Annotated in this window: 12 protein-coding genes; 8 read left to right on the top strand and 4 right to left on the bottom strand. The window is 70.7% G+C overall.

Features of this window, described 5'->3' with window-relative positions:
* Positions 1 to 16: 16 nt before the first annotated feature.
* Both OG430_RS19615 and OG430_RS19620 read left to right on the top strand, forming a co-directional pair.
* Positions 17 to 1,645 carry a phospho-sugar mutase gene (locus tag OG430_RS19615; RefSeq protein WP_327353846.1) on the top strand — a complete coding sequence of 543 codons (1,629 nt, stop codon included), beginning with the start codon at positions 17 to 19 and terminating at the stop codon, positions 1,643 to 1,645.
* A gap of 303 nt (positions 1,646 to 1,948) precedes the next feature.
* The gene (locus tag OG430_RS19620) at positions 1,949 to 3,136 is read left to right on the top strand and encodes a hypothetical protein (protein WP_442816520.1); all 1,188 of its coding nucleotides are present in this window, start codon (positions 1,949 to 1,951) and stop codon (positions 3,134 to 3,136) included.
* Between the two features lie 145 nt (positions 3,137 to 3,281).
* Here OG430_RS19620 and OG430_RS19625 read toward each other — a convergent pair whose 3' ends face one another.
* Positions 3,282 to 3,986, bottom strand: a complete 705-nt coding sequence (locus tag OG430_RS19625) for a PH domain-containing protein (protein ID WP_327353847.1) — start codon at positions 3,984 to 3,986, stop codon at positions 3,282 to 3,284.
* Between the two features lie 121 nt (positions 3,987 to 4,107).
* On the opposite strand from OG430_RS19625, the gene deoC reads away from it, so the two are divergent.
* Genes deoC through OG430_RS19640 form a run of 3 tightly spaced genes read left to right on the top strand, consistent with a single transcriptional unit; the run spans position 4,108 to position 7,395 of the window.
* A complete protein-coding gene (gene deoC / locus OG430_RS19630; protein WP_327353848.1) occupies positions 4,108 to 5,058 on the top strand; it encodes a deoxyribose-phosphate aldolase in 951 nt (316 codons plus the stop codon).
* A 5-nt stretch (positions 5,059 to 5,063) separates the two neighbouring features.
* Positions 5,064 to 6,503 carry an aldehyde dehydrogenase family protein gene (locus OG430_RS19635; protein WP_327353849.1) on the top strand — a complete coding sequence of 480 codons (1,440 nt, stop codon included), beginning with the start codon at positions 5,064 to 5,066 and terminating at the stop codon, positions 6,501 to 6,503.
* The gene (locus tag OG430_RS19640; protein ID WP_327353850.1) at positions 6,496 to 7,395 is read left to right on the top strand and encodes an aldehyde dehydrogenase family protein; all 900 of its coding nucleotides are present in this window, start codon (positions 6,496 to 6,498) and stop codon (positions 7,393 to 7,395) included. The genes OG430_RS19635 and OG430_RS19640 overlap by 8 nt, the downstream gene beginning before the upstream one ends.
* Positions 7,396 to 7,530: 135 nt before the next feature.
* Here the strand turns inward: OG430_RS19640 and OG430_RS19645 are convergent, their stop codons facing one another.
* On the bottom strand, positions 7,531 to 8,271 hold the full coding sequence (locus tag OG430_RS19645) for a TetR/AcrR family transcriptional regulator (RefSeq protein ID WP_327353851.1): 741 nt from the start codon (positions 8,269 to 8,271) through the stop codon (positions 7,531 to 7,533).
* 113 nt (positions 8,272 to 8,384) lie between these two features.
* Between OG430_RS19645 and OG430_RS19650 the strand changes: the two genes are divergently transcribed.
* On the top strand, positions 8,385 to 8,981 hold the full coding sequence (locus OG430_RS19650) for an NADPH-dependent FMN reductase (RefSeq protein WP_327353852.1): 597 nt from the start codon (positions 8,385 to 8,387) through the stop codon (positions 8,979 to 8,981).
* A gap of 39 nt (positions 8,982 to 9,020) precedes the next feature.
* Positions 9,021 to 10,508 carry an MDR family MFS transporter gene (locus OG430_RS19655; protein ID WP_327353853.1) on the top strand — a complete coding sequence of 496 codons (1,488 nt, stop codon included), beginning with the start codon at positions 9,021 to 9,023 and terminating at the stop codon, positions 10,506 to 10,508.
* Between the two features lie 153 nt (positions 10,509 to 10,661).
* Here OG430_RS19655 and OG430_RS19660 read toward each other — a convergent pair whose 3' ends face one another.
* Positions 10,662 to 11,093, bottom strand: coding sequence for a hypothetical protein (locus tag OG430_RS19660; protein WP_327353854.1), 432 nt, complete (start codon positions 11,091 to 11,093; stop codon positions 10,662 to 10,664).
* A gap of 54 nt (positions 11,094 to 11,147) precedes the next feature.
* Here OG430_RS19660 and OG430_RS19665 point away from each other — a divergent pair, with 54 nt between their 5' ends.
* Complete coding sequence (locus OG430_RS19665) at positions 11,148 to 11,861, top strand: uridine kinase (protein WP_442816521.1); 714 nt, start codon at positions 11,148 to 11,150, stop codon at positions 11,859 to 11,861.
* A gap of 184 nt (positions 11,862 to 12,045) precedes the next feature.
* Here OG430_RS19665 and OG430_RS19670 read toward each other — a convergent pair whose 3' ends face one another.
* A complete protein-coding gene (locus tag OG430_RS19670; protein WP_327353856.1) occupies positions 12,046 to 12,795 on the bottom strand; it encodes a SigE family RNA polymerase sigma factor in 750 nt (249 codons plus the stop codon).
* Between the last annotated feature and the right edge of the window lie 131 nt (positions 12,796 to 12,926).

The raw sequence follows: 12,926 nt of genomic DNA on the forward strand, positions 1-12,926 counted from the left end.
CGAGAGGCGACTTGACGTGCAGCACGACGAACTGATCGAGCGGGCCCGGACCTGGCTCGCCGAGGACCCCGACGCGGAGACTCGTGAGGAGCTGGCCAAGCTCATCGACGCCGAGGACGTCGCTGAGCTGGCGGCGCGGTTCAGCGGGACCCTGCAGTTCGGGACCGCCGGGCTGCGCGGGGAGCTCGGGGCCGGGCCGATGCGGATGAACCGGTCGGTCGTCATCCGGGCCGCAGCGGGGCTCGCCGCCTATCTCAAGGCGCAGGGGCAGGACGGCGGCCTTGTCGTCATCGGGTACGACGCGCGCCACAAGTCCGCCGACTTCGCCCGGGACACCGCGGCCGTGATGACCGGCGCCGGGCTGCGTGCCGCCGTGCTGCCGCGGCCGCTGCCCACGCCCGTGCTCGCCTTCGCCATAAGGCATCTGGGCGCGGTCGCGGGTGTCGAGGTCACGGCGAGCCACAACCCGCCCCGGGACAACGGCTACAAGGTGTACCTCGGCGACGGCTCGCAGATCGTGCCGCCCGCGGATGCGGAGATCGCCGCCGAGATCGACGCGGTGGCCGCACTCGCCGACGTACCGCGTCCGGAGAGTGGCTGGGAGACGCTGGGCGAGGAGGTCCTGGGGGCCTATCTGGCGCGTACCGACGCCGTTCTCTCCGCCGGGTCGCCGCGCAGCGCCCGGGTCGTCTACACGCCCATGCACGGCGTCGGCAAGGACACCCTGCTCGCCGCCTTCGCGCGGGCCGGGTTCCCCGCGCCGGTGGTCGTCGCCGAACAGGCCGAGCCCGACCCGGACTTCCCGACGGTCGCCTTCCCCAACCCGGAGGAGCCGGGCGCGATGGACCTCGCGTTCGCCACGGCCGAGCGGGAGCAGCCGGACCTGATCATCGCCAACGACCCGGACGCGGACCGCTGCGCCGTGGCCGTGCGCGACGGCGGGGCCTGGCGCATGCTGCACGGCGACCAGCTCGGCTCGCTGCTTGCCGCGCACCTGGTCAAGCGGGGCGTCACCGGCACCTTCGCCGAGTCGATCGTGTCGTCGTCGTTGCTCGGACGGATCGCGGCCGCGGCCGGGCTCGGCTACGAGGAGACGCTGACCGGCTTCAAGTGGATCGCCCGCGTGGACGGTCTGCGGTACGGGTACGAGGAGGCTCTCGGGTACTGCGTCGACCCCGAGGGCGTACGCGACAAGGACGGCATCACGGCGGCGCTGCTGGTCGCCGAGCTCGCGTCCGAGCTGAAGGAGGCGGGGCGTACGCTCCTCGACCTCCTCGACGACCTGGCGGTCGAGCACGGGTTGCACGCGACCGATCAGCTGTCCGTACGGGTCGAGGACCTTTCGGTGATCGCCGACGCGATGCGCAAGCTGCGCTCCGCTCCCCCGGTCTCGCTCGCGGGGCTCGCGGTGACGTCGACGGAGGACCTTTCGCAGGGTTCCGCCGCGCTCCCGCCCACCGACGGTCTGCGCTACACGCTGGACGGGGCGCGGGTGATCGTGCGGCCCAGCGGGACCGAGCCGAAGCTCAAGTGCTATCTGGAGGTCGTGGTTCCGGTCGAGGGTGATCTGCCTGCGGCCCGGGCCAGGGCTACGGAGCTGCTGGCCGCGATCAAGCGGGATCTGGCGGAGGCTGCGGGGATCTGAGGGCGGGCGGGCTGGTGCGGGTTCGTTGCGCCTGCGGGTTCGTTGCGCGCGCGGGTTCGTTGCGCCTGCGGCGGGCCGGTCCCCTACCCGCCCCTTCCCGTAAGGCTGCCGCCGGCTTCAAAAGACTGTCCTCAAGCGCCGGACGGGCTGATTCATGGCTGATGAATCAGCCCGTCCGGCGTTTGAGGTTGAGCCCCCTAACGGGTGATTTACCGGCGGCAGTTGACCCAGGGACCGGGGCGCGCCCCCCTCCACCACGGAAGGTGGACCGGAAGCGCACCCGAGCCCCCAGGAGCCCCACCCGTGTCCGCGACCACCGAGGCCACCAGCCGCGACCGGGTTGTGCCCGCATCGCGGCGACCCCAGGACACCCGCTGCCCGGCCGCCCGGCTGCCCGGGCTGCGCCATGCCGCGCCCGCACTGCTCGGCTATCTCGCCGTACGCATCACCGGTATCGCCCTGCTCGCCCAGTGGGCGCACGCACAGGGCCACGGGGTCTGGCCGATCCTCGCCTCCGACTGGGACGCCAACTGGTACCTGGGCATCGCCGACAGCGGCTACACCCATGAGCTGGGCACCGAGTACGACACCAACAACCTGGCCTTCTTCCCGCTCTACCCCGTCCTGGTCAAGGCCGTGGCGGCCTTCACCCCGGGGTCGCGGGCGAGCGTCGGCGTCGTCATCGCCGTCGTCTGCTCGCTGGTCGCCGCCTGGGGGATCTTCGCGGTCGGCGACCGGCTGTACGGGCGCCGCGTGGGCGTCGTCCTCGCCGTGCTCTGGGGAGCGCTGCCGGTCGGGCTCGTGCAGTGGATGGGCTACACCGAGTCCCTGTTCACCGCGGTCGCCGCCTGGTCCCTGTACGCGGTCCTCACCGGCCGCTGGCTGTGGGCGGGTTCGCTGGCCGCGGCCTCCGGGCTGACCCGGCCGACCGGGATCGCGCTGGCCGCCGCGGTCGTGCTGGCCGCGCTGCTCTCGCTGCGCTCCGGCTTCTCATGGCGGGCGCTCGCGGGGGCGCTGCTCGCTCCGCTCGGGTGGCTGCTCTACATCGGGTGGGTGGGGCTGCGGCTGGGCCGCTGGGACGGGTACTTCGAGGTCCAGAAGCTGTGGCACAACCAGATCGACGGCGGAGTGGTGACGCTGCGCATGATGCGCAGCATCTTCTTCTACGACTCCACCCCGGAGCTGTTCCTCGCGATGGTGTCCCTGACCCTGATCGGGTCGGCCCTGCTGTTCGTGTGGTGCGTGCGGGCGCGGCAGCCGCTGCCGTTGCTGGTGTTCACAGGGCTGTTGCTGGTGATCGTGCTGGGCAGTGGCGGGGTGTACTTCCCGCGGGCCCGGTTCCTGCTGCCGGGCTTCCCGCTGCTGCTGCCGGTGGCGGTGCTCATCGCGCGGGCGACTCGCCGCCGGGCGCTGGCCGCGTTGGGCGGGGCTGTGCTGGTCTCGGCGTACTGCAGCGCGTACATGGTGCTGGTTTGGCCCAGCGCGCCTTGATTTTCTCCGGTGTCCTCAAACGCCGGACGGGCTGATTCATCGGCCATGAATCAGCCCGTCCGGCGTTTGAGGACAAGGTGGGGTCCGGGGGCGCAGCCCCCAGCCTCCGGAGGATTTCGGGAAGGGGCGGGGTGGGGAAAGAAACTCAGCCGACCACCAACAGCACGGCCAACAGAACCGCCCCAGCAACACACGGCGCAATGACCTCATAGGTCCACCGCACCACCACAGACCCCTGCGCCTCGGGCCGCTTCTCGTTCATCTCCTGCAACTCCCGCAGATCCGCCAGCGCCTGATCCGAAGGCGCCCGCACGGGCCCCTCCGGCGCGGCGGCCGGCACCCGCAGGTGCGGATCCGAGACCTCCCGCCGCGACGGCCGCCCCGTCCCACGCGCCGCCTTCTTGCGGGCGCGCAGCGACACCGGAATGGCCCACATCTGGTACTTCTGCCCCTCGGCCACGACCTCGCTGGAGTAGGCGGCGGTCAGCGACTCCACGGTCGCCCACGGCATCGTGATGGTCCGGAAGGGGTTGCGGACGCGCAGCCGGGTCTCATTCGCGTACACGGCTGGCCGCAGCGTGAACGCCACCACCAGCGGCACCGCGAGCAGCAGCCCCGCGAGCGCCAGCCACGGTGTGCGGCCCTCGCCCCGGATCACCGCGTCGCCGCCGAGCCACAGCGCGAGGGCGAGGAGGAGCACGCCTCCGGTCATGGCGGCACCCGACCGGAAGGCATGGTCGGCGTAGGCCTGCTCGGAGGCCGCGGCCTTGGCGCCGGACGCCTTGGGGTCCTGTGGGTCCCCGCTCGGGTCCTCCGCGCTGCCGGAGGGCTGGGAGTCGCTGCTCGTCATAACGCCGATTCTGCCTGACGCGCACAAGCGGTCGAACCCGAGAGCCCGTCTGAGGAGGTTCCGGCCCGATAACGCACCCTTGCCCAGCCGCTACGCGCGTAGATATGCTCCCCTCGTGACCATGCCCTCCACAGCACACGCTGCATACGACGACGTAACGGCGTCCGACAGCTCGCTGCGCCGCTTCCTGCACGGCCTGCCCGGCGTCGACGCGGTCGGACTCGAAGCGCGTGCCGCCTCGCTCGGCACCCGTTCGATCAAGACCACGGCCAAGGCGTACGCCATCGACCTGGCCATCTCGATGATCGACCTGACGACGCTGGAAGGCGCGGACACCCCGGGCAAGGTCCGGGCTCTGGGCGCCAAGGCCGTCCATCCCGATCCGACCGACCGGACGACGCCGAAGACCGCCGCGGTCTGCGTCTATCCGGACATGGTGGCGACCGCCAAGGAGGCCGTCGCCGGTTCCGGCGTGAAGGTCGCCTCGGTCGCCACCGCCTTCCCGGCCGGCCGCGCCGCGCTCGACGTGAAGCTCGCCGACGTGCGGGACGCGGTCGCCGCGGGGGCCGACGAGATCGACATGGTCATCGACCGCGGGGCGTTCCTCGCGGGCAAGTACCTCAAGGTGTACGACGAGATCCGCGCCGTGAAGGAGGCGAGCGGCAGCGCTCGGCTCAAGGTCATCTTCGAGACCGGCGAACTCTCGACGTACGACAACATCCGGCGTGCCAGCTGGATGGGCATGATGGCCGGTGCCGACTTCATCAAGACGTCGACCGGCAAGGTCGGCGTCAACGCCACTCCCGCGAACACCCTTTTGATGCTGGAGGCCGTCCGCGACTTCCGCGCCCAGACCGGGGTACAGATCGGTGTGAAGCCCGCCGGCGGGATCCGTACCACCAAGGACGCCGTGAAGTTCCTGGTGCTCGTGAACGAGACCGCGGGCGCGGACTGGCTGGACAACCACTGGTTCCGCTTCGGCGCCTCGAGCCTGCTCAACGACCTGCTGATGCAGCGTCAGAAGCTGACCACGGGACGCTACTCCGGCCCTGACTACGTGACGGTGGACTGACGATCATGACCACTAACCCCTTTGAGTACGCACCGGCTCCCGAGTCGCGTTCCGTCGTCGACATCGCGCCGAGCTACGGCCTGTTCATCGACGGAGAGTTCGTGGAAGCGGCGGACGGGAAGGTCTTCAAGACCGTCTCCCCCGCCACCGAGGAGGTCCTGTCCGAGGTCGCCCAAGCGGGCGCCGAGGACGTCGAGCGCGCCGTGCAGGCGGCGCGCAAGGCCTTCGCGAAGTGGTCCGCACTGCCGGGCGCCGAGCGCGCCAAGTACCTGTTCCGGATCGCCCGGATCATCCAGGAGCGCAGCCGCGAGCTGGCCGTCCTGGAGACCCTGGACAACGGAAAGCCGATCAAGGAGACCCGCGACGCGGACCTCCCGCTGGTCGCCGCGCACTTCTTCTACTACGCGGGCTGGGCCGACAAGCTCGACCACGCGGGGTACGGCGCGAACCCGCGTCCGCTGGGCGTGGCCGGGCAGGTCATCCCGTGGAACTTCCCGCTGCTCATGCTGGCGTGGAAGATCGCCCCGGCGCTCGCGACCGGTAACACGGTCGTCCTGAAGCCCGCCGAGACGACCCCGCTCTCCGCGCTCTTCTTCGCCGACATCTGCCGCCAGGCCGGCCTGCCGAAGGGTGTCGTCAACATCCTTCCCGGGTACGGCGACGCGGGCGCGGCCCTGGTCGAGCACCCGGACGTCAACAAGGTCGCCTTCACCGGCTCGACCGCCGTGGGCAAGGCGATCGCGCGCTCGGTGGCGGGCACCGACAAGAAGGTCACCCTGGAGCTGGGCGGCAAGGGCGCCAACATCGTCTTCGACGACGCCCCGATCGACCAGGCCGTGGAAGGCATCGTCACCGGCATCTTCTTCAACCAGGGCCAGGTCTGCTGTGCGGGCTCCCGTCTCCTCGTACAGGAGTCGGTGCAGGAGGAAGTACTGGACGCGCTGAAGCGCCGCCTGAGCACCCTGCGCCTGGGCGACCCGCTCGACAAGAACACCGACATCGGCGCGATCAACTCCGCCGAGCAGCTCGCCCGCATCACCGCGCTCACCGAGCAGGGCGAGGCGGAGGGCGCCGAGCGCTGGTCGGCGCCGTGCGAACTGCCCGGCTCCGGCTACTGGTTCGCGCCGACCCTCTTCACCGGCGTCACGCAGGCGCACACCATCGCGCGGGACGAGATCTTCGGTCCGGTGCTTTCGGTGCTGACGTTCCGTACGCCGGACGAGGCCGTCGCCAAGGCCAACAACTCGCAGTACGGGCTGTCGGCCGGCATCTGGACCGAGAAGGGGTCGCGGATTCTCGCGGTCGCGAACAAGCTCCGGGCCGGGGTCGTCTGGGCCAACACGTTCAACAAGTTCGACCCGACCTCGCCGTTCGGCGGCTACAAGGAGTCGGGCTTCGGCCGCGAGGGTGGCCGACACGGTCTGGAGGCCTACCTCGATGTCTGAGAAGTCCGAGACGACGCGACTTAGTGTCTTCAAGACCTACAAGCTGTACGTCGGGGGCAAGTTCCCCCGCTCCGAGAGCGGCCGGGTGTACGAGGTGAGCGACTCGAAGGGCAAGTGGCTGGCCAACGCCCCGCTGGCGTCCCGCAAGGACGCCCGGGACGCCGTGGTCGCCGCGCGCAAGGCCTTCGGCGGCTGGGCGGGCGCGACCGCGTACAACCGCGGGCAGATCCTCTACCGCATCGCCGAGATGCTGGAGGGCCGCCGCGAGCAGTTCGTGCGCGAGGTCGGCGAGGCCGAGGGACTCAGCAAGTCGAAGGCCGCCGCCGTCGTGGACGCGGCGATCGACCGCTGGGTCTGGTACGCGGGCTGGACCGACAAGATCGGGCAGATCGTGGGCGGCGGGAACCCGGTCGCGGGCCCGTTCTTCAATCTCTCGACGCCCGAGCCGACCGGTGTGGTGACCGTGCTCGCCCCGCAGGAGTCGTCGTTCCTGGGTCTGGTGTCGGTGATCGCCCCGGTGATCGCGACCGGCAACACGGCGGTCGTCATCGCCTCCGCCGAGCGGCCCCTTCCGGCGCTCTCGCTGGGCGAGGTGCTTGCCACCTCCGACCTGCCGGGCGGCGTGGTCAACATCCTCACCGGCAAGACCGCGGAGATCGCGACGCCGCTCGCCGCGCACCAGGACGTCAACGCGATCGACCTCGCGGGCGCCGACGACGAGCTGGCCAAGGAGCTGGAGATCGCCGCCGCGGACAACCTGAAGCGTGTCTTCCGTCCACAGGCTGTGGACTGGGCCGCCGATCCGGGGACCGCCCGCCTGACGCCGTTCCTGGAGACCAAGACGGTGTGGCACCCGACGGGCTCGCTTGGCGCGTCCGGGTCTTCGTACTGACACGTCCATAGCCAGAAGCCCCGGCCCTCCTCCGTCCAGGAGGGCCGGGGCTTCTTCGCGTGCGCGGGCTCGCATGCGCGGGCTCGCATGCGCGGGCTCGCATGCGCGGGCTCGCATGCGCGGGCAGGCCGGGTGTCAGATGCCGAGGCGCTTGGCGATTCCGTCCAGTACGCAGTCCACGCCGAACTCGAACTCCCACGTGGGGTCGTCCTTGCGGGCGGCGGCCAGGGCGTACTGCCGGTAGACGGGGTAACGCCCCGTCGTCATCAGGTAGTTCATCTGCGGGGCCAGCGCCTGCCGGGCCTCGTCCCCGCTCTTCCAGCCGTGCAGCTCCTTGTACTCGCGCAGGGCGATCTCCGACTGCACGGCGCCCTGCACGAAGGAGCTGACGGAACGGAACGCCGCCATCATCGAGTCGGCGTCCAGGCCCCGGTCGACGAGCGCGGCCAACTGCCGCTCGGCCACCGCCATCCGGCTCGGCGTGAGCTGGATGACCGGCGCCGGCACATGCGCCATCCACGGGTGCCGCAACATCAACTCCCGGGTCTGCACGGCGAAGGAGCGCAGCACCTCGCGCCAGCCGGTGACGTCCTCGGACACGGTCAGCTCCGCCGAGACCCGGTCGATCATGAGGGCCCAGAGGTCGTCCTTGCCCGTGACATGGCGGTACGCGGCCATCGGCGCGACGCCCAGCTTCGTGGCCAGCCGCCGCATGGTGACGGCCCCCGCGCCCTCCTCGTCGGCGAGCTCGACGGCCGCGGCGGCGATCCGGTCCAGCGTCAGGGACGTGCGGGGCGCGGGCGCCGTGCGCTCCAGCCGTTCCCAGAGCGAGGGCTCCACGATCTTGCTCTCGCTCTCGTCCTTCTTGCCCGCCATGGCTCGCTCCTCCGCATCGACGTCGCGTACAGCGTATCCCCAGTGGACGCTGTACACATTGATGTGTACGTTGTACGCGTACCGATACGCCGTACACAACCCGGGGGCCTGCCATGTCCAGCACCACCGAACCGCTCCGCATCGCCGTCCTCGTCGGCTCCACCCGCGAGGGCCGCTTCGCGCCCGTCGTGACGAAGTGGCTCAGCGGCCATCTCGGGCAGCGCGCCGACATGCGCACCGATGTCGTCGACCTCGCGGAGACCCCGCTGCCGACCGTCTTCCCCGCCTTCGGTCAGCAACCGCCGCCCGGGACCGAGGAGTTGCTGTCCGCGGTCTCGCCCCGCCTCGCGGCCGCCGACGCGTTCGTCTTCGTCACGCCCGAGTACAACCACAGCTTCCCGGCGTCCCTGAAGAACGCGATCGACTGGCACAACGAGCAGTGGCACGGCAAGCCCGTCGCCTTCGTCTCGTACGGCGGCCTGTCGGGCGGGCTGCGCGCGGTCGAGCAACTGCGTGTCGTGATGGCCGAGTTGAACGCCACGACCATCCGCAACACGGTCAGCTTCCACAACGCGTGGGGCACCTTCGACGAGGACGGCCGCAGCACCGAGCCCGCCGCCGACGCCGCGGCGAAGGCACTGCTCGACCAGCTGGCCTGGTGGGCGCACGCACTGCGGGACGCCAAGTCCGTTCGCCCGTACGCGGCCTGAGTCGCCGTCACCATTCAGGAACGTTCAGGAGGGGAAGCCGTGAACCCGCGTACGGAAGTGAAAGAAGTTGCCAGAGCCGAGGTCCCCCAGTCGGATGCCCCGCCCTCGCGGCTCGTCATCATCGGGCTGCTGCTCGGCATCATCCTCGCCACGCTCGACGGCACCATCGTCGGCACCGCACTGCCGACGATCGTCGGTGAGCTCGGCGGGCTCGACCAGCTGTCCTGGGTGATCACCGCCTATCTGCTCACCACGGCCGTGTCCACGCCGATCTGGGGGAAGCTCGGCGACCTCTACGGCCGCAAGGGCAGCTACCTCGCGTCGATCGTGCTGTTCCTCGCCGGATCCGTACTGTGCGGAGTCGCCCAGGACATGGGGCAGTTGATCGCGTTCCGGGCCGTGCAGGGGGTCGGCGCGGGCGGGCTGTTCGTGGGTGCGCTCTCCCTCATCGGGACGCTGCTCCCGCCGGCCGAGGCAGGGCGCTCGCAGGCGCTGATCGGCGTGATGATGCCCCTCGCGCTCCTCGGCGGCCCGCTGGTCGGCGGCTTCCTCACCGACCATCTGGACTGGCGCTGGGTGTTCTACGTCAACGTCCCGGTCGGCGCCGTGGCGCTCGCCATCATCGGGGTCGGGGTGCGGCTGCGCGCCGAGCGGATCAAGGCACGCGTCGACCTCGCGGGCGTGGGGCTGCTCACCTCGGCGATCCTCGCCCTGACGCTGCTCGGCAGCTGGGGCGGTACGCGGTACGCCTGGGCCTCACCGCAGATCCTCGGGCTCGCCCTGCTGTCGGCGGGTGCGCTCGCCTGGTTCGTCAGGGTCGAGCGGCGGGCCGCCGAGCCGGTGATCCCGCCCCGGCTGTTCCGGGACCGGAACTTCTCGGTGGCGCAGGTCCTGAGCTTCGTCACGGGCGCGGCGATGATGGCCGGGGCGAGCTATCTGCCGCAGTACATGCAGTTCGTGCAGGGCACGTCGTCGACGGTGAGCGGGCTGCTGCTCATTCCGCTGATGCTCGGCATGATCGGGGCGCAGCTCGCCATCGGGCGGCGGGTCGCGGCGGGAGGCGGGTACCGGGTCTACCCCATCGCGGGTGGGGCGCTCGCCACGGTGGGGGCGTTGGCGCTGCTGCTGCTCGGCCTGTCCACCGCCGCGTGGGTCGCGTCGTGTCTGACGCTGGTGCTCGGGGTGGGGGTCGGGTGTCTGATGCAGCCGACGATGCTCATCACCTTGAACAGTGCGGAGCCTCGGGACATGGGTGCCGCCAGTGGGACCCAGACCCTGCTGCGCACGGTCGGGGGCTCGTTGGGGGTGGCGGTCCTTGGGTCCGTCTTCGCGAGCCGGCTGCCGGCGCTGTCGGGAGAGCTCACGCCCTCCCAGCTCCATGACCTGCCGGTCGCGGCTCAGTCCGCGTTTCGGTCGGGCGTGGTCGACGGGTTGCACGGGGTCGCTCTCGGTACGGCTGCGCTGTGCGCGGTGACCTTTGCGGTGGCTTGGCTGATTCGTGAGGTGCCGCTGCGTGGGAGGGATTGATTCCCCACCCCGCCCCTTCCCGACAGTGACATTTGCGGCTCCGCCGCGGGCCTCAAACGCCGGACGGGCTGACAAAGTCAGCCCGTCCGGCGTTTGAGGACAGTCTTTGCAGCCGGCGGCAGCCTTACGGGAAGGGGCGGGGAGGGGAAGAAATCAGCCCGGCAGCAACCCCGTGGCCGGGCCCACCAGCGGGACGTCGTCCAGGGAGCCCCCCGAGGCCAGCGGACCCGTGAGCGCCGCCGAGCTCACCGGCTTGAAGTCCGCGACCTGCGTGCCCACCGCGTTGTCGAGCGGGTCGACCCCCGTCCCGGCCAGCGGGTCGATCCGGAGCCGCTTCGCCGGCGCGAGCCCACCCGCGGCGGAGTGCTGGACGGCCTTCGTCAGCGCCTCCCCAGGCGTCGACGCGTCGAAGTCGCCCAGCGGCGTGGACAGGCCGATCGCCTGGCTCACCCCGACCGGCGCCGCGGAAGCGAACCCGCTCGCGCCGCCGAGGGCCGCCCCCGCGAGGGTCACGGTCAGGCCCGCGCGGAGCAGCCCGCGAGGGGCTGTAGTGGATGCGTTCTTGGGTGCTGCGTGTCGTGCCATGAGGAGCGCCACCTGTCGGTCCGGCGAGGGTAATCGTGCGGGCACGTAGCGTAGTTGAGGTGTGACGCACGTTTCAAAGGCCACCCCGTGGGGTCGCCTGGGCGGCGCAATGCCTCACACTGGTGTCCTGTGAGCGCCCATCCCCCGATACCCACGCGCGTCGTGCTGCTGACCGGCCCTTCCGGCGCCGGCAAGTCGCGACTGGCCGCCCTCTCGGGCCTGCCCGTGCTGCGTCTCGACGATTTCTACAAAGAAGCCGACGATCCGACGCTGCCCGTGGTGGCAGGCGGTACGGACATCGACTGGGACTCCTCGCGGTCCTGGGACGCGGACGTCGCCGTCGCCGCGGTCGTCGAGCTGTGCCGCACGGGACGTACCCGCGTACCGGTCTATGACATCGCCACCAGCTCACGGGTGGGCGCGGAGGCGCTCGACATCGAGCGCACGCCCCTGTTCATCGCGGAGGGCATCTTCGCCGCCGACATCGTGGAGCGCTGCCGTGAGCTCGGTGTGCTCGCCGATGCCCTGTGCCTGCGCGGGCGGCCCTCGACGACCTTCCGCCGGCGGCTGCTCCGGGACCTCAGGGAAGGCCGCAAGTCCGTGCCGTTCCTGTTGCGCCGGGGCTGGCGCCTGATGCGCTCCGAGCGGGCGATCGTGGCCCGCCAGACGTCGCTCGGCGCGCACCCGTGCGGCAAGGAAGAGGCGCTGGGGCGGCTTGCCGCGGCTGCGGCGGGGCGCTGCGTGAAGGCCCGCACCTCAGCCGCGTAGGCGTAAGCGCAAGAAACGCAGACATAAAAACAGCGAGACCGGAAAGACCCCCCGGCCTTCCGGTCCCGCTGTACTTTCCCCGTGTTCCCCCCGGAAGATCCCCCGTGATCCCCCGTACTTCCCCCGTGCTGCCGCCGCATCCCCCCGGAGCGGCGGGTCCCCGTTACCCCCTGCTTGCCGGTGCCTAGGCGACCAGCTCGCCGAAGGATTCCTCCTGGTCACGGCCGAAGCTGAGGACCTCGTCCTCGCGCAGCCGGCGCAAAGAGCGCCAGATGCTGGACTTCACCGTGCCCACGCTGATGTCGAGGATGTCCGCGATCTCCGGGTCCGTGCGGCCTTCGTAGTAGCGAAGGACCAGCATCGTGCGCTGCAGTTCGGGAAGGCGGGTCAGGGCCTGCCAGAGAACCGCGCGCAGCTCGGTGCCGCGCATCGCGTCCGTGTCGCCCGCCGTCTCCGGCAGCTCCTCGGTCGGGTATTCGTTCAGCTTGCGGCGACGCCACGCGCTGATGTGCAGGTTTGTCATGGTGCGGCGGAGATATCCGCCGACCGCGGCCTTGTCGCTGATCCGGTCCCAGGCCCGGTACGTCGAGAACAGTGCGCTCTGCAGCAGGTCCTCGGCCTCGAACCGGTCACCGGTCAGGTGGTAGGCGGTTGCGTACAGGGAGGCGCGACGTTCCTGGACGTAAGCGGTGAATTCCGCCTCCGACAAGGAAGTCTGCTCCCCCGAGCCCTCCCCGTACGCTGCTCCCCCGTTGTTGCCCCCGTGTGCGTCAACCACCGTCATGTAACCGGTGTGCTGACGCCCGATGCCGCGAGCGCACCCCCGCCCGCTCACGGCACCGGACTTCTCACTGTGACCGTTCCCCGTGGTCCGTACGACGTCGTGCAGACGCGTGACAACTGCGCTTGAGCTGGTGCTGTGCAGCGTGTTCATCTCGCGCCCCCCGTCGTGGAAGTCCGGCCGTGCTGTGTTGTTCCGTGTGAGCAAAAGCTTGCCCGGGGACTTTCATCGACCTGTCCGCCGACTGTCACAGCCCTGCAACAGGCGAAGGTTGAATGTGGGAG

The sequence above is a fragment of the Streptomyces sp. NBC_01304 genome (assembly GCF_035975855.1).
Taxonomy (GTDB): Bacteria; Actinomycetota; Actinomycetes; order Streptomycetales; family Streptomycetaceae; genus Streptomyces.